General features: G+C 45.1%; 15 protein-coding genes. 11 read left to right on the forward strand and 4 right to left on the reverse strand.

Going from position 1 to position 17,631, the window contains the following annotated elements; genetic code table 11:
* Nucleotide 1: 1 nt before the first annotated feature.
* From BLW60_RS10735 to BLW60_RS10780, 10 genes are all read left to right on the forward strand, one after another.
* Entirely contained in the window at nucleotides 2-1,180 is a 1,179-nt protein-coding gene (locus tag BLW60_RS10735; protein WP_074717387.1) for an aminotransferase class I/II-fold pyridoxal phosphate-dependent enzyme, read from the forward strand.
* On the forward strand, nucleotides 1,177-2,034 hold the full coding sequence (gene ispE, locus BLW60_RS10740) for a 4-(cytidine 5'-diphospho)-2-C-methyl-D-erythritol kinase (protein ID WP_074717213.1): 858 nt from the start codon (nucleotides 1,177-1,179) through the stop codon (nucleotides 2,032-2,034). The genes BLW60_RS10735 and ispE overlap by 4 nt, the downstream gene beginning before the upstream one ends.
* A gap of 57 nt (nucleotides 2,035-2,091) precedes the next feature.
* Nucleotides 2,092-2,601, forward strand: a complete 510-nt coding sequence (locus tag BLW60_RS10745; protein ID WP_207645935.1) for a hypothetical protein — start codon at nucleotides 2,092-2,094, stop codon at nucleotides 2,599-2,601.
* 279 nt (nucleotides 2,602-2,880) lie between these two features.
* Complete coding sequence (locus tag BLW60_RS10750) at nucleotides 2,881-3,267, forward strand: YegP family protein (RefSeq protein WP_074717217.1); 387 nt, start codon at nucleotides 2,881-2,883, stop codon at nucleotides 3,265-3,267.
* 340 nt (nucleotides 3,268-3,607) lie between these two features.
* The gene (gene dapF, locus BLW60_RS10755; protein WP_074717219.1) at nucleotides 3,608-4,486 is read left to right on the forward strand and encodes a diaminopimelate epimerase; all 879 of its coding nucleotides are present in this window, start codon (nucleotides 3,608-3,610) and stop codon (nucleotides 4,484-4,486) included.
* Nucleotides 4,474-5,682 (forward strand): LL-diaminopimelate aminotransferase, encoded by a 1,209-nt coding sequence (locus tag BLW60_RS10760; RefSeq protein ID WP_074717221.1) that lies wholly within the window; start codon nucleotides 4,474-4,476, stop codon nucleotides 5,680-5,682. The genes dapF and BLW60_RS10760 overlap by 13 nt, the downstream gene beginning before the upstream one ends.
* A 781-nt stretch (nucleotides 5,683-6,463) precedes the next feature.
* Complete coding sequence (rny, locus tag BLW60_RS10765) at nucleotides 6,464-8,041, forward strand: ribonuclease Y (RefSeq protein WP_074717223.1); 1,578 nt, start codon at nucleotides 6,464-6,466, stop codon at nucleotides 8,039-8,041.
* Between the two features lie 149 nt (nucleotides 8,042-8,190).
* The gene (locus BLW60_RS16845; RefSeq protein ID WP_074717225.1) at nucleotides 8,191-9,903 is read left to right on the forward strand and encodes a dockerin type I domain-containing protein; all 1,713 of its coding nucleotides are present in this window, start codon (nucleotides 8,191-8,193) and stop codon (nucleotides 9,901-9,903) included.
* Between the two features lie 36 nt (nucleotides 9,904-9,939).
* Nucleotides 9,940-11,424: an O-antigen ligase family protein gene (locus BLW60_RS10775; RefSeq protein WP_074717227.1), complete on the forward strand. Its 1,485-nt coding sequence runs from the start codon at nucleotides 9,940-9,942 to the stop codon at nucleotides 11,422-11,424.
* Nucleotides 11,425-11,658: 234 nt separating this feature from the next.
* The gene (locus BLW60_RS10780; RefSeq protein ID WP_072950472.1) at nucleotides 11,659-11,829 is read left to right on the forward strand and encodes a DUF362 domain-containing protein; all 171 of its coding nucleotides are present in this window, start codon (nucleotides 11,659-11,661) and stop codon (nucleotides 11,827-11,829) included.
* A 56-nt stretch (nucleotides 11,830-11,885) separates the two neighbouring features.
* Here the strand turns inward: BLW60_RS10780 and BLW60_RS10785 are convergent, their stop codons facing one another.
* Nucleotides 11,886-12,068, reverse strand: coding sequence for a DUF1540 domain-containing protein (locus BLW60_RS10785; RefSeq protein WP_028516859.1), 183 nt, complete (start codon nucleotides 12,066-12,068; stop codon nucleotides 11,886-11,888).
* Between the two features lie 198 nt (nucleotides 12,069-12,266).
* Between BLW60_RS10785 and BLW60_RS10790 the strand changes: the two genes are divergently transcribed.
* Nucleotides 12,267-14,198, forward strand: a complete 1,932-nt coding sequence (locus BLW60_RS10790; protein ID WP_074717229.1) for a DUF6583 family protein — start codon at nucleotides 12,267-12,269, stop codon at nucleotides 14,196-14,198.
* A gap of 430 nt (nucleotides 14,199-14,628) precedes the next feature.
* Here the strand turns inward: BLW60_RS10790 and coaBC are convergent, their stop codons facing one another.
* From coaBC to BLW60_RS10805, 3 genes are read right to left on the reverse strand one after another with little or no spacing between them, the layout of a single operon-like run.
* Nucleotides 14,629-15,828, reverse strand: coding sequence for a bifunctional phosphopantothenoylcysteine decarboxylase/phosphopantothenate--cysteine ligase CoaBC (gene coaBC / locus BLW60_RS10795; RefSeq protein WP_074717230.1), 1,200 nt, complete (start codon nucleotides 15,826-15,828; stop codon nucleotides 14,629-14,631).
* Between the two features lie 13 nt (nucleotides 15,829-15,841).
* On the reverse strand, nucleotides 15,842-16,822 hold the full coding sequence (locus BLW60_RS10800) for a 2-hydroxyacid dehydrogenase (RefSeq protein ID WP_074717232.1): 981 nt from the start codon (nucleotides 16,820-16,822) through the stop codon (nucleotides 15,842-15,844).
* 51 nt (nucleotides 16,823-16,873) lie between these two features.
* A complete protein-coding gene (locus BLW60_RS10805) occupies nucleotides 16,874-17,392 on the reverse strand; it encodes a cysteine hydrolase family protein (RefSeq protein ID WP_074717234.1) in 519 nt (172 codons plus the stop codon).
* Between the last annotated feature and the right edge of the window lie 239 nt (nucleotides 17,393-17,631).

Raw genomic sequence — 17,631 nt, forward strand, 5'->3', positions numbered from 1 at the left:
GATAGATTACGATAAAGTCCTTTCAAACAAGATAAAGGACATCAAACCGTCTGGGATACGTAAATTCTTCGATATTGCAGGCACTATGGACGACGTTATATCTCTCGGAGTTGGCGAGCCTGACTTCAATACACCGTGGGCTATCAGAAAAGCCGCTATACAGGTGCTTGAAAGAAAGCATATCATCTACGGACCTAACAAGGGACTTGCTTCTCTGAGAAATACTATTTCAGCACACATTGAGAAAAAACATGGCGTAAAATACGATCCCGACAAGGAAGTGATCGTTACGGTCGGCGGTTCTGAGGCTATAGATCTTGCTATCAGAGGTCTCCTTGACCCCGGTGACGAGGTTCTTGTAGTCGAGCCCTGCTTCGTCTGTTATGCGCCGCTGGTAGAGCTTGCAGGCGGCGTTCCTGTGTCTGTGCCCACACGTATTGAGAACAACTTCAAGCTCACTCTCGATGACTTCAAGGACAAGGTCACAGACCGCACAAAGCTTTTGATACTGCCTTTCCCGAATAATCCTACAGGTGCGGTAATGACAAAAGAGGACTTAGAGCCTATTGCGGATTTCCTCCGTGATACCAATATAATGGTACTCAGTGACGAGATATACTCCGAGCTCACCTACGGCAGAAAGCATTTCTCCATAATCGAGCTTGAGGGTATGAGAGAGCGTACTATCTACGTTAACGGCTTCTCAAAGGCTTATGCCATGACAGGCTGGAGACTGGGCTATGTAACAGCTCCCGAGCCTATAATATCACAGATATCAAAGATACACCAGTACGGCATCATGTGCAGCCCTTTCATAAGCCAGAATGCGGCAGTTGAGGCACTTACCGCCTGTGATAAAGAAGTAGAGAAAATGGTTGAGGAGTACAATATCCGCCGCCGCTATCTTGTGGGCGAATTCAACCGCCTCGGACTTACCTGCTTCAACCCCGAGGGCGCATTCTACGTGTTCCCGTGTATAAAGAGCACAGGCATGACCAGTGAGGAATTCTGCGAAAGACTGCTCTTTGAGGACAGAGTTGCGGCAGTTCCGGGAAGCGCTTTCGGTGAGAGCGGCGAGGGGTATATGCGTATCTCCTACGCTTATTCGCTGAAACACCTTATGGAAGCTATCAGACGTATCGAGAAGTTCCTGAAAAAGCTGGAGGCTGAGAAGAAATGAGGGTAAAGACAGCGGCAAAGGTCAATCTTGCACTCGATGTCACAGGAAAGCTCCCAAACGGCTATCATGCCATAGAAAGCGTGTTCCAGACCGTGGGGATATATGACGAGGTAACAGTCGAGCTTACCGAAAGCGGCATAGAGCTTAGCTGTGATGTTCCCGAAAGGTTCGCAAGCTCCGATCCTATCCCGTGTGATGAGCGAAATATCGCATATAAAGCTGCAAGATTTTTCTTTGAGCAAAACGGTATGGACTGCGGCTGCCGTATACATATTAAAAAGGGTATCCCCTCGCAGGCAGGTATGGGCGGCGGAAGCACCGATGCAGCGGCTGTTCTCTTCTGTCTCGGCAAGCTTACGGGAAAAAGCGTGAAAGCTTCCGAAAAGCTTGGTGCGGACGTTCCGTTTTTTCTTATGGGCGGAACTGTCTACGTTGAGGGCATAGGCGAGAAGTTAACTCCTATTTCCGATTATTCGGGACGTATACTGGTTATCGCAAAGGGTAAAGAGGGCGTTTCCACGGCTGAGGCTTACGGGAATATTGACTCTCTTGAAGCTCCGCAGCACCCCGATGCAAAAAAGCTTGCTGAGGCTATTGAAAAAGCTCCCGAAAAGGCTTATGAGTGGTTCGGTAATCTCTTTGAGCAGGCTGTACAGCTGGAAGAGGTTGACGACATAAAGTCTGTAATGCTGGATAATAACGCGCTCAGTGCAGTGATGACAGGCAGCGGTTCGGCAGTTTTCGGACTTTTTGACAGCGAGGAGCAGGCTGAGATATGTGCGGAAAAGCTTGAAAGCGCAGGTTATTTTTCGGCAGTATGCAAAACAGTCTCGGAGAGCTTTACCGTGATTTAACGGCAGGAAAAGGAGAGAACGCATATTAAGTGTATAAGATTTTTCTTAGCTTTTATATTGGCGGCGATTATTGTCGGTTGCGGCAGAGCAGGTACAAGCAGCTCCGAATTGCTTGATGATTTTTCATATGAGAGCACAAGTAAAACTGAGAAAGAAGAGGATACTGTGTCGGAAGCTAATAACGTAAATGCAGCAGCTGAGGACTTTCTCGGTCAATGGGAATACACTAAGAATGATGAATATATAATGCTTGCTATTGTTGAACTCGATGGTGAGTATCAGGCTGCGGTGAGTTGGAACGAAAGCACTGGAATGACTAAAGAATGGGAATATACTCTGAAATACAAAGACGGAAAGCTTGTTTGTGATAGTTATGGGTTGAAGTCGGAAATCAATGAATCAAAGCTTGCCGCTCAGGGAGATGTCATTGATTTGTCGGATATTATGAAAACAACTCCGAATCAAACGGCAGAGTTTTATATGACATCGGAAGGTATCTGTTGGAATAATCTGTCGGAAGGATCAGCAAAGGATATCGTGTTCAAGTTTTTGCAGAATGTGGGATAAACACTGTTTCGCGATGCTTACATTATATCATAAAAGGAAGTTCGGCAGTATGCAAAACAGTCCCCTAAAGCTTTATTATTACAGAATAATTATGATGAGGAGCGTACATTGGTACGCTCTTTTTTATCAAAAATTGAACAGTTTTACTTTTTGTTCGTTATTTTGATGAAATTTAACAAAATCTATTGACAAGCTGATATAATTCAGTTATAATTATGGTGAAAATCGGCGGCAAGTTCGATTTATAATAATTTTGCTGAAAGGTGTTGAAAAACAATTATGGGAAAATTTATCATCAAGACTACCAAGACTGGCTTTACATTCAGCCTGAAGGCTGGTAACGGAGAGGTGATCGCTACAGGCGGAGAGGTATATAATACACTCGCAAGCGTTAAAAACGGCATCACAAGCGTTATGAAGAACGCTCCCGAGGCTAATCTTGAAGATCAGACCGTAGAAGGATTTCAGACTGAGACAAATCCGAAGTTCGAGATTTACAAGGACAAATCAGGCGAATTCAGATTCCGCCTTAAAGCAAGAAACGGCGAGATCATAGCCGCCAGCGAAGGCTATGTAAAGAAGGACAGCTGCAAGAAGGGTATCGCAAGCGTAAGAAAGAACGCTGTGGACGCTCCTGTTATCGAGCCTGAGCCTGATAAAAAGTAAATAAAAGTGTAAGGGTGTGGTAATTCGTTTATCACGCCCTTTTTATAATTCGGAATGCGGATTTCGGAATTCGGAATTGTAGGGACGCGCATTGCGAGTCCCTATAGCACGTTCATGTTACTTGTATTGACAGGCACGGGCGGCGGAAGGCAGCCCCTACAATCCTGAGTTCTTAGCTCTTAGTTATAAGTTCTTTTTTCACTAATTGGCTATTGACAATACCTATGCTGTTAGTATATAATAAATGTGGCGGAGCTTCTGCGTGTTAGCAGCGCAGGAGCTGTTTAGTACCGCTGTTTACTGCTCTCTCCCGTGAGTCACCACCGATGGGAGCAAAACTATGAAATTTTCAAAAATGCATGGCATCGGCAACGACTATATCTATGTGAACTGCTTTGAGGAAACTGTCAGCGAGCCCGAAAAGGTCTCTGTAGTCCTCAGCGACAGACACAAGGGCGTTGGCGGCGACGGTCTTGTACTCATCATGCCATCGGATATCGCGGATTTCCGCATGAGGATATTCAACGCAGACGGCTCTGAGGCTATGATGTGCGGCAATGCCACACGCTGTATCGGCAAATACGTCTATGATATGGGACTTACCGATAAGACTGACATTACACTGGAGACAAATTCAGGCATAAAATATCTGAAGCTTTATTTAAAGGACAATAAGGTGGATTCTGTTACTGTGGATATGGGCAAGGCTATACTTGTGCCAAAGGATATCCCCGTAAACAGCGATCTTGACCGCTTTGTGAGTCAGCCTGTTGAGATTTGCGGCAGAACATGGGATATCACCTGTGTTTCTATGGGGAATCCACACGCAGTTATCTTCACAGAGGGCGTTGCGGAGCTTGACCTTGAAAAGATAGGTCCTCATTTCGAGAACCATGAGCTCTTCCCCGACCGCGTGAATACGGAGTTTGCTGAGGTCATTGACGAACACACTCTCAATATGCGCGTATGGGAGCGCGGAAGCGGCGAGACCTTCGCCTGCGGTACAGGCACCTGCGCCACAGTAGTTGCGGCTGTGCTCAACGGTATCTGCAAACAGGACGAGGAAGTACTTGTGCATCTTCGCGGAGGAGATCTGCGTATCACCTATAAGTCGGACGGAACCGTGCTTATGACAGGTCCTGCCGAGTACGTTTTCGAGGGAACTGTTTCCGATGAATTCATCAATAAAGCAAAGGAGAATGTTGTATGCCGCAGCTGAACGAAAACTTTCTCAGACTTGAGAAAAACTACCTTTTTATAAATATTGCAAAGAAAATAGCAGCTTTCAAGGAGGCTCACCCCGAGGCTGATATCATAAGAATGGGGATCGGCGATGTTACGCTTCCTATCGCACCTGTTGTCATAGAGGCAATGAAGAAGGGCTGCGATGAAATGGGCGTAAAGGAGACCTTCAAGGGTTATGAGGACAGCGGTGCAGGCTATGATTTCCTGCGTGAAGCTGTTTCGGGCTATTATAAAAGCTTCGGAGCTGATGTTGCTCCAAACGAGATAAGGATAAATGACGGTGCGAAGTCAGACTGCGGAAATATCGTGGATATCTTCGGCGACGACAATACTATCCTTGTCACAGACCCTGCATACCCTGTTTATGTGGACTCTAACCTTATGAGCGGCAGAAAGATAATCTATGCCGACTCAAATGAGGAGAACGGCTTTGCTGCAATGCCAGATGAATCGGTACACGCTGATATCATCTACCTCTGCTCACCTAATAACCCTACAGGTTCGGTATATACCCGTGAGCAGCTGAAGCAGTGGATAGCCTACGCAAAGAAGAATGATGCTGTAATTATCTATGATTCGGCTTATGAAGCGTTTATCACCGACTCTGATGTGCCCAGGAGCATATTCTGTATCGAGGGTGCTAAGGAGTGCTGTATCGAGATGTGCTCACTTTCAAAGACCGCAGGCTTTACAGGCATGAGATGCGGATATACCGTTATCCCGGATGCTTTAAAGGTAACTGCAAGCGACGGTACTGAGGTGTCTGTATCTCAGATATGGGGCAGACGACAGGGAAGCAAGTTCAACGGCGTATCCTACCCTGTACAGTGCGCAGCAGCTGCTGTATTCACTCCCGAGGGCTTGAAGCAGGTGCATGAGAATATAGCTTACTATCAGGAGAATGCGCGTATCATATCCGATACTATGACAAAGCTGGGCGTTAAGTTCACGGGCGGTGTAAATTCACCGTATATCTGGTTCAAATGTCCTAATGATATGAAGAGCTGGGATTTCTTCGACCTTATGCTTGAAAAGATAGCAGTTGTGGGAACTCCAGGTGCAGGCTTCGGAAAGAACGGCGAGGGCTGGTTCAGACTGACTTCATTCGGCGACAGACAACGTACTATCGAAGCTATGGAGCGCTTTGAAAAGCTCGTAAAAAATATGTGATGAAAAGGGCGGACTTCCGCCCTTATTTTTTGTTTAGAGTTGAGAATGGAAAATGTAGGGGCGCCCTTTGGGCGTCCGCAAGGTATGATGAGATCATCACGGGCCGCCGAAGGCAGCCCCTACAGTGCGGTATTTATAGTTTATGCGTGATTTACGGACGACCAATGGCCGTCCCTACGGTGCGTTTATGTTGTTTGCATCGTCAGGTATACACGGGCGAGCGGAACTCGCCCCTACAAATATTCTCATGTTACGTAATTGAATATCACGGGCCGCCGAAGGCAGCCCCTACAATTCCTAATTCCGAATTCCGCATTCCGAATTAAATCCATCGCCCCTACAAGCTAAAGGCTAACGGCTAATGGCTTGGAATGCCGAGGCGGCGTTCAACACTATGCACTGAGCACTAACAACTGATAACTTTTTAAAGTTTTTATTCACAGAAATCTATTGACATAACGTCTGAAATATTATATAATAATTATGTTGTATTTATTTGCATAATATTACTTTGGCAGTATATGCAGCTTTGTTTTAAATCATTATCCGCAAAGGGCGATATATATACAGTTCCTGCGGTATAAATATGATAATGAAAACAAATTTTGGACGGGGATTATTACGTCCGTCTATTTTTGCGAGTCGGATCCTTTGGGGATCGGCTCTTGATCTATATATTTACAAATGAATAAAATAAGCGGCATTTACCGCCTTTCAGTAATAATAAAAAATTATGATACAAACTTTTGATTATTTTTACAAAAAGGAGGTAATGCACTGTATGGATCCAATCATCGCTATTGTCCTTATCGTTGCTGCTCTGGCAGCAGGCGTTGGCGCGGGATATGCTCTGTTCTACAAAAAGGGCGTTGAGGCAGGTGTTGAAAAGCGCAAGCACGACGCAGAAGCTATCGTAGGCTCTGCTGAACAGCAGGCTGAGCGTATCATCGAGGACGCTGAGAAGGATGCCGATAATAAGAAGAAAAGCGCACTCATCGAAGCAAAAGACGAAATACATAAGCTCCGCACCGAAGCAGATAAGGAGATCAAGGATCGCAGAGCAGAGCTGTCACGTCAGGAAAGACGTATGCAGCAGAAGGAAGAAAACTTAGACAAGAAAACTGATAACCTTGAAAAGAAAGAGGAAACTCTCAATCAGAAGATCAAGACAGCTGATGAAAAGCTGAAAGAGGCTGACTCTATAAAGAAGAGCCAGATGGATATTCTGGAGCGTATTTCCGAATTCACTAAGGATCAGGCTAAGGAGTATATCATCTCAAAGCTTGAGGACGATCTGGTACACGAAAAGGCTGTTAAGGTTGCAGCGTATGAGCAGGTCATCAAGGACGAATGTCAGGAGAAGGCAAGAAGCTATATCTCACTGGCTATCGCTAAGGTGGCTGCCGACCAGGTATCAGAGGCAGCAGTTTCCGTTGTCCCGCTTCCGAATGATGAGATGAAGGGCCGTATAATCGGTCGTGAGGGCCGTAACATAAGGACTCTCGAAACTCTGACAGGTGTTGATCTTATTATTGATGATACCCCTGAGGCTATCACTATTTCCTGCTTTGACCAGATCAGACGTGAGGTCGCAAGGATCGCTCTCGAAAAGCTTATCGCTGACGGAAGAATCCACCCCACACGTATTGAGGAAATGGTCGAAAAGGCTAAGCGCGAAGTTGAGTACCGCATCAAGCAGGAAGGTGAACGTGCTGTAATTGAGACCAATGTTCACGGTCTTAATCATGAGCTTATAAAGCTTATCGGCCGCCTTAAATTCCGTACAAGCTACAGACAGAATGTCCTCGATCATTCCATCGAGGTCGCCAAGCTCTGTGGAGTTCTTGCTTCAGAGCTGGGAGTTGACGCAAATATTGCAAGACGTGCAGGACTTCTCCACGATATCGGTAAGGCTCTTACCGCTGAGATCGAGGGTTCACACGTTCAGATAGGCGTTGATGTTTGTAAAAAATACAACGAAAATCCTGTTATTATCCATGCTGTTGAGGCACATCACAACGATGTCGAGCCAAAGACAGTTATTGCCTGCATAGTTCAGGCAGCCGACGCTATCTCCGCTGCAAGACCTGCCGCAAGAAGCGAAAACTACGAAAGCTATATCAAACGTCTTCAGAAGCTTGAGGAGATATGCAACTCCTACGACGGCGTTGAGAAGTGCTTCGCAGTACAGGCAGGACGTGAAGTCAGGATCATGGTTATGCCTGAGGTCATCAATGATGAAAAGATGGTCCTCGTTGCAAGACAGATCGCTCAGCAGATCGAATCTGAAATGGATTATCCAGGTCAGATCAAGGTCAATCTCATTCGTGAGAGCAGAGTTTCTGACTACGCTAAATAATGTTTTTATGCGGTAAATAGTGAACGCAGAAAGTTCGGCTGTCGGGCATTATGCTCGACAGCCTTCTTATTTTATTGTGGAAACATCGGGAACTCTGCTCCCTGTGCTTTCAGAATAAAATACATCTTAATGGTAAAGGGGGATCTTAAATGAAAAGGTATTCGTTTCTAAAGGCAATGACATCATTGGCAGCAACGGCTTTGATAGCTGCTGCTATGGTCCCTGCAAGTGCAGGGGCTGCATGGAAAAAGGTCTGTACACTTGGCGACCTTAACAATGACAGTCAGGTAAATGTGGCGGATATCGTCGTGATTTCAAAAAATCTGCACGGTACTGCCAAGCTTGACGATAAAAGTATTTACCGCGTATCCGACTCGCAGAAGTATTCCGTAGAGTACGGCAGCGGTTCGCGCAGGGACGCTCTGATAAACAACGGAACGATCCAGAAAGCAGATCTTAATTTCGACGGCTCTGTTGATATCTATGATCTTGTGGAGCTGAGAAAAAGCGTATTGAACTCAAACTACAGGGGCGATGTTGTTCAGTGGGTGGCTGAAACTACCACCACAACCACTACAACGACGACAACTACTACGACTACAACTGCCACAACGACTACGACCACCGCACCTAAGAAGGACTTTATCCCTGCACCTGTGTATGATATGTACGGAACTCTGCCTTCACAGGGCGACGCAAATCTGATAATATTCTATGTCGATTTCCCTGACTGCAAGTTCAGTTACGAGCCGTCTACGGAAAAAATAGAGGAAATAGCATTCGGCGGCGAGAATAAAAACTCGAAGATGTACCCCTTTGAGAGCTTTTCTGCTTTCTATTCCAGAGCTTCAAAGGGAACTATGAACCTTCAGGGCAAGGCTTACAGATATACCTGCAAGAACAATATAAGCACCTATCAGGGCGATGTGTATAAGGCTGACTTTACTACGGAAGTAATAAAGAATATGGACAGCATCGTGGATTATTCCAAATTCGATGCCGACCATAACAAGGAAATAGACGCTATACTCTTCTGTGTACCGAGCTCATCTGACCAGGATGACTGGTGGCCGTGTGCAGGCGGCTTTGGCGGCAATTACTGGATGAAGGTGGACGGTATGTCCATAGGCCATGTTATAACAGGAAATGCCGACATAAAGAGCGACAGCGACTATGTAGACTTTACTTCCACTTATCTCCACGAAATGGGACATTGTATGGGACTTCCCGACTATTACCTATACGGCGTTGATGACTTTGAGGGTATGCACGGTTCGGCAGGCTATGACCTTATGGACGAAGCTTTTTCCGACTTCAGCGCGATATCAAAGCTTATGCTGGGCTGGTACAGAGAAGATCAGATACAGGTCTATGACAGATCAAAGGGCAGTCAGACATTTACTCTTACAAACGGTCAGTCAGACGAAGGAAACTGCTTGATAATACCGAATAATTCGCTTAACAGTGAATATAAATCCGAATACTTTATCCTTGAGTATACCACTCTTGATGAGAATAACAGTCAGGTCAAGGGACATTTCTGGTGGAGACCTACGGGCAGCGGTGTAAGAGTGCTGCATATAGAGGCTACGGAAGCCGATGACGGCTGGCGCAAGTACTTCCTCTATGAGAGCGGAAATGACGAGTATACCAACAATAATAATGGCAAACGCTTTATAAGGCTTGTCGATGACGGCGATAAGGATAATCTGCTGAGAGAAGGCTCAAAGGTGAACGGAAGTACCAACGGTTTCAGGTGGTATGACTCAGGCGGCGGTCAGACTATTGATCCCGGAATTACTATAACCGTGGGCAAAAAGAGCGGAAACAGCTACACCGTTACTGTAACACCTAATAATTAAATACTGCATGAAATGCAGGAAGGAAAGAAACATAATATGGCAAAAACATTATTTCATTCATCCGAAAAATCAAACTTTATACTGAATATGACGGAGGAGCAGTTTTCAAAGCTTGCTTCAAGAGGACTTGCGATTGCAATGATGATGGCTCCGCTGTTTACGCTCGTACCAGAGATATCTTACAGCACCAGCGATTTTTCAGAAGGCTATATTTCAAATTATACTTTTTCTGCGGGAGGACTTGTTTTAGGCGGCGTTATCGCAATGATAATCACTATCATCGGTCTGATGAAAAAGTATATCAGTAAATGGAATATCTTCCCTGTATGTGCTATGGCAGCAATGGTGCTGTGGGGCGTAGTTTCGCTTGTTAAAGGTGTTGACCTCAGCATATCGTTTTACGGTTATCCCAACAGAGGCGAAGGATTGCTTGCGATAATCTTCTATTTCTGCTTCTTTGCAGCGGCTGCATCGCTGAAACGTGAAACAGCGTTAAAGACCATTGCTGACGGTGCCGTCGGAGTCGGTGTGCTGAACAGTGCGGTATCGCTTATTCAGATATTCACAGGAGAGCTCAGCCATTATAAGAGCAGCACACTTGGTGAAGAAATATATGCTGCTTCGGGACTTTCCATGTCTCCGCTGTTCCTTGCAATGGCACTTTCACTTGCACTTACTGCGGCATTTGTAGGCTTTATCACATCAGAGAGCAAGGCTCGCAGGATAATATTATTCTGTTCGGCAGTGCTGATTTCATTCGTAATGATGTTCACTTATTCCCTTATAGGCATATGCGGTTTTGTACTTGCAGTGATAATAGCTGTAATAGCTGTATTTGTACTTAAAGCTCCGAAGAAGCGACTTGTATGTCTCCCTGCAAGCATTGCTGCGGCAGGAGCTGCGATCGCTCTGGTTTTTGGCGGAGTTATAGGAAATATCAATTCGTACAGACTTTACGACGGAAAGCTGCTCTGGTGGTGTGACAGCTATATGAGAGCCTGTGCATCGGGTTCTTACGACAGCAGTAAAGTCGATATAGATGATACTTTAGATGTATATTCCTATCTCAACAGCAGAACTATGGATATCATCGAGAATAACGCTCTTGTAGGAACAGGTCCCGACCAGCTTGCTTTTGCGCTTATCAATACTTCGGCAGAGATAGATCCTAATATGTCTATCCCCGATTTCATGACATCAGAGGTCAACAGAGGCACGTTTGACAAGGTGTACAACGAGTATCTTTACACAGCGGCTACAAGAGGTGTACCTTCACTTATCGCACTTATACTTGTTATCGTTTCAGCAGTGGTCCTCGGCATAAAGTCGTACCGCAGAAGAAAGACAGCAGAAGCCTTTACTATAAGTGCATTGACTATAGCAGGTGTGCTTATATTCTTCATAGGCTGCAGCAGCATAACATTTGCACCTGTATTCTGGACAGCCGCAGGTGCTGCCTGTGCAGGTATCGTTACAGATAAGGAAAAGAAGGCACAGAAAAAGCTTGCCAAGAAAAAGTAATGATACATTATAGCCGTTAGCCGTTAGCCATTAGCCGAAAGAGTTCGCTTACGCTCACATTATTAAAATAATTTGCTGAAGGTGACACATTGGCTGACAGCTAAAGGCAAAAGGCTAAGTGCTAAGTATGTAAGCGCCGACTAACAAAAAACTCTTGATTTTTTGTAAATATATGATACAATGTAAATAACGAGGAGCAAGTAAGCTCCCGATTAATACGGAGGTGTATGTATAATGGCATATATTATTTCTGATGATTGTGTAATGTGCGGTGCTTGCGCAGGTGAGTGCCCTGTAGGCGCAATTTCTGAGGGCGATGGCAAGTACACTATCGACGCTGATGCTTGTGTTGAGTGCGGTGCTTGTGCAGGCGTATGTCCTGTTGGTGCTCCTAACGCTGAGTGATCAAAAAAAGCGTAAGCAGTTCCTTATATCGGAACTGCTTATTTTTTTACTGTTTATTATTCGCAGCAGCCTGAGCGTTTTACGAATGAATTACAGTCGGTACACTCGGGTACAGTAGGATCAGATTCATGTGTGCCTACTGATATGCAGTCGAGAGAACAGTAATTCTCGGATACAAGGTTGTGGCGGCACTGTGAAACGTCACACTTGATACTTTTGTTTTTCTTCATTTCTTCCATGATAAACATCTCCGATCATTGAATTGTCCTTATGGACTATGTATATTCTGCCACAATAATTATGAATTATTCGTTATGGATTTATTACAGCATGAAAACAAATTGGGAGAAATATTGACTTTTGTGTCGGTTTGTGTTAATATAATCGTTGAGGGAGGGATACTCTCTCTTAATGATATTTTTACGGAGGGGATCTATATGTCAAATTATGATCAGAACAATGGCTTCGACAATTCTCAGTTCGATGCTTCAATGAGCGCTTCGGGCGTTGAGAATGTAACAAAAAAGGGTAAGGGAAAAAAGGCAGCTATGATAGGGGGTATATCTGCGGCTGTAGTAGTAGGCGGCGGTGCAGCAGCTTACGCTTTCTCTGACACAGTAAAAAATCAGGTAAAGCTTCGTCTTAGCAAGCCTGAAAAGTATTATGCATGGGTAACTGAGAAGAATTCTTCGACTCTCGGAGAAATGCTCAGTGAAAACTATAAGAAACGCCTCGACAATATGAAAAAGGGACAGGAAGTTGACCTTTCTGTTTACTATGAGGCAAACGATAACGTGAAAGACCTTATCATCGACGAGATCTTCGGCGGAAGAAGCGGCGATAAGGAAACAGATCAGATCATCGACGTTATCGAGAATATCGACAAGCTCTCATTGTCCGCAAGTCTTTCTGCAAAGAAAGGCAATATGAAAACAAATGTGGGCCTTGATGTCAATGACGACCGTATCGTAAGCTTTGACGTTGCAGGAAATACAGATGAGATGAGCTATTTCTTCCGTGTTCCCGAATTAAAGGAGCAGTGGCTCGGCGTTGACGCTTCAGACATCGGTGAAGAGGCAGGAATGTCTGAGATAGTTGAGGCGTACAAAGAGATACTCAAGGATCCCGGTTCGTTCCTTTCACCTGAGGATCTCGAGACTGAGGTCAACAGATATGCAGGCGTATGGACAAACTATGTTGACGAAGTAAAGCTTGAAAAGAGCGAAGAGATCGACATCTGCGACATCACTGTAAATTACACTGTTGCTACTGTTGAGCTCAACGACAAGGACATGGATAAGCTCGAGCTTGAATTTCTCAAGGAACTGAAAAACGACAAGGTCATCAAGAAGATCGTTACAGACAAGCTTGACGTCATGGACGAGGACGATTTTGAGGAGCAGATACAGGACGAGATCGACTCTGTAAAGGAAGACCTCGAAGATGATGATTACGATAAGGATACTATTGTTACAATAGATACTTATATCGACGCTACAGGTACTATCCGCGGATTTAATTTTGAATCTGACGGCAATTCAGTATTTATGGCTCTCGGCAAGGACGGTGACAACATCAGAGGCGAGATCAAGGCTACTGACGAAGACGGTGAGGTTCCTTTCTCTGTAAAGCTCAATGCTGAGGAAAACGGCAAGAAGTACAGCGGAGATATCACTTTCGCATATGAGTCTTATTCATATCGTGATGATGAAAGCACTACTAAGGAAGCTGTATTGAATTTTGACGATTTTGAAGTTGTTGACGAGGACAAGGGCTATGTAAACTGTGATGTTTCTATAAATATCCCTGACCTTGATCCTATCGACATTTCTCTGAATTCTGACGGCAAGAAGCAGGATATCAACTATACTATCCGCCTTAACGGAAAAGACTACGGTAAGATAGGCGTAACATACGGCATTAAGTATGGCGTTGACGTTGATCTCCCTGACAAGAGCAGTGCTTGCATGATCGACAAGGATCAGATGGAAGATTTCGACATCGACAGCTATATAACAAGCGATGAGATAAGCAAGTTCGTAGAGGATAAGCTTCTCCAGATCGGCTTTGACAAGGATATGTCCGAGAGCGCAGCTGAAAGCGTCAAGGAAGGCTTCGATGAGCGCGCAGAAGGTGGTTCACTCTTTGACGATGATGACGACTGGGACTATGATGACGATGACGACTGGGACTATGATGATGATGATGATATCATAGGCGGTTCAGACAACTCAGGCTTCAAGTATGAATTCAACCGTGATGACTTCAACTATGACGACTACAAGAAATACTACACCGAAGAAGAATTTGAAGAAATGCTTGACGAGATGGAAGAATACTACGAAGAAATGAACAAGAAAGCTTCATAACAAAGCATAAGGAAAGACCTCCGTTTATCGGAGGTCTTTTTGTTTAGCCCTTAGCGAGTGAGTAGTGATCAGAAAGTAGTGATCAGAAAGTAGAAAGTAGATTGTAGGGGCTGCCTGTGGCAGTCCGTGCCTGACGCTGTAAATAACATGAGCGTACTGTAGGGGCGAATGACCTTCGCCCGTATTTCCCGTAACTGTTATGTATGCCGCTCCTATAATTACGAATTACGCATTGACGGGAGCCCGAGGGCGGGCTCCCCTACAAAAGCAACATATAACAGAAAGGGCGGATAATATCCGCCCCTACGAGCTGAGCCAGCTCGACCGCTTCCACGTTGTCGCTTGTTTCACTCGCTCACTCTTAACAAAATCTTTAATCGTACATCGCTTACAGCACGTTTAACTACGAATTACGCATTGATACTACTCACTACTTACTACTCTCTAATTTCAAGAGTTTAGAAAGTATTACATTTGCGGCATCGAACTTGCTCATAAGCTCCATTTCTTCATCGCCGTCTTTGGTTATCATGGTGATGATATTTGTATCAGTTCCGAAGCCCGAACCTGCTTTTCTCAAAGAATTAGCACATATCATGTCGCAGTTCTTCTTTGTGAGCTTCTTGCGTGAATTCTCGATAACATTATCGGTCTCCATTGAGAAGCCGCAGACCACCTGTCCTTCGCGGCGGTTCTCGCCGATATATTTGAGGATATCGGTAGTGCGCTTCAACGGTATGCTCATATCGCCGTCGGACTTCTTTATCTTGCTGTCGGCAGTTGTTACGGGAGTATAATCAGCGACTGCGGCAGCCTTTATAACTATATCTGACTCATCAAGGCGTTCCTTTACTGCGCTGAACATATCCTCGGCAGACTTTACGGGAACAACATTCACGAACATAGGCGGCTCAACGTCTGTATGTGCAGCAACTACGGTAACATCTGCACCTCTGAGCATAGCAGCTCTTGCAAGTGCAAAGCCCATTTTGCCGCTTGAATGGTTGGTGATAAATCTTACGGGATCTATGCTCTCACGGGTAGCACCTGCGGTAACGAGCACCTTCTTACCTGCAAGGTCTTTCTCGAAAGCAGCCTCGCGGACGATGTATTCCAGAAGAGTTTCCTCGTCTGGGAGCTTTCCGTCGCCGATATCACGGTTGGCAAGCATACCTCTTACGGGCTCTACTATCTCATAGCCGAACTTTTTCAGCTTTTCGATATTGTCCTGAACGATAGGATTGTGGAACATATTATGGTTCATTGCAGGAGCGATTATCTTCTTGCAGGTGCAGGCCATAACAGTAGTTGTGAGCATATCGTCTGCGATACCGTTTGCTATCTTGCCGATAACATTTGCGGAAGCAGGAGCTATCATAACTACGTCAGCCTTTTTTGCGATAGATACGTGCTCCACGCTGTATTCAAAGTTACGGTCGAAGGTATCTATCAGGCACTTGTGCTGAGTAAGAGTCTCAAAAGTAAGCGGATGAACAAAATTAAGGGAATTCGGAGTCATTGCAACATGGACATCTGCCCCTAACTTTGTGAGCATACGCGCAAGGTTGCATATCTTGTATACGGCTATAGAGCCTGTGACTCCGAGTAAAACTGTTTTTCCTGTAAGCATGGTGAACGCTTCCTTATATATGAAGTTCGTTAGCGCACTCTTCGCCTTTATGGCAGGCGATAAGGTTGCTGACGGTAGTTTCTGCGATATTGCTGAGGGCTTCTTCTGTGAGGAAAGCCTGATGTGAAGTAACGATGACATTCGGCATGGAGATAAGTCTTGCAAGAGTATCATCGGCGATGATATGTCCCGAGAAGTCCTGGAAGAACACGTTTGCTTCTTCTTCGTATACATCGAGGCAGGCTGCACCTATCTTACGTGCCTTTATGCCTTCGAGGAGAGCCTCTGCGTCAATGAGAGCACCTCTTGATGTATTTACGATGACTACGCCCTTTTTCAGCTTTTCCACTGACTTGCTGTCTATCATGTGGTAAGTCTCATCGGTGAGAGGGCAGTGGAAGGAGATTATATCGCTTCTGCTGAAAAGCTCGTCAAGCTCAACGTACTCGATATCGCTGTCCTTTGCAGGGAACTTATCATAAGCGATAACGTTCATTCCGAAGCCGCGGCAGATGTTGATGAAGATGCGTCCTATCTTACCTGTACCCACAACGCCTACGGTCTTGCCGTGAAGGTCAAAGCCTGTAAGTCCGTTCAGTGAGAAGTTGTGGTCTCTTGTTCGGATAAAAGCCTTGTGTACGCGGCGGATAGAAGTGAGCAGGAGAGCCATTGCGTGTTCTGCAACAGCGTAAGGCGAATAAGCAGGAACGCTTACTACTCTGAGCTTGTCCTTTGCGTACTTGATATCAACGTTGTTATAGCCTGCGCACCTTAGTGCAAGTATCTTTACTCCAAGCTCGGAAAGCTTGTCTATTACAGCAGCATTGACAGTATCGTTTACGAATACGCAGACTGCTTCACAGCCCTTTGCAAGTGCGGCTGTGTCCTCGTTGAGCTTTGTCTCGTAAAACTTGAACGTGATCTTGTTTTCCTTGCCGTATTTCTCGAATGAAGGAGTGTCATAGGGCTTGGTATCGAAAAAAGCGACCTTCATGTAATTTCACCTTCCAATATCATATAGCAGCTCAGCCGCCTGCTTATAGTATTACACTATCTTTGCAAATATACCTGCAAGTGAAGCGATATATGTTTTCTGGACTGTATCGGCAGGGATAGTCTCGCCGTTTATAGTAAGATCCATAGTTGCGCAGGCATTTGCCACAAGAGTTACATCATAGCCGTGATCCATAGCGGCACGGACTGTAGTATCTACGCACATATGTGTCATCATGCCGCATACGATGAGCTTTTCAACGCCGAGACTGCGCAGGCAGTCGTTGAGCTCTGTACCGAGGAAGCTGTTAGGGCAGTATTTTACTATAACAGTATCGGTAGGCAGAGGCTTTATCCTGTCTGAGATCTCGCAGCCGTATGTCCCCTCGACAAAAAAGTCGTCATCCAGCTGGTTGATATGCTTTATATATATAATGTGGCGGCCGAGTTCGCGGCTCTCTTTGATAAGGTCGATTATGTGATCCTCTGCCTGACGGGCGTTATGAAGCTCACAAGCTCCACCTTCAAAGTAATCGTTCTGTACATCTATGATAAGTAAAGCTTCTTTCATAATTCATATCTCCTCATATAATATTTTTAATTTTAGTATACCACATAGAGTTAGCTCTGTCAATCATTTTACCCGTTGTCATAATCACGAAAAATCCTGTTTTTTCGGTCAAAAAAATGTAAGGGAGTATAGTGCGGACAGGGCAGGTGCAGAAAAAACGGGAACAAAAGATAACAATTCGTATAATACATATCGTGTAATACGAATGGTAGGATAATGACACGCAGTATCATGCTTGC

The organism is Ruminococcus flavefaciens (genome assembly GCF_900108555.1).
GTDB classification, from domain to species: domain Bacteria; phylum Bacillota; class Clostridia; order Oscillospirales; family Ruminococcaceae; genus Ruminococcus; species Ruminococcus flavefaciens_P.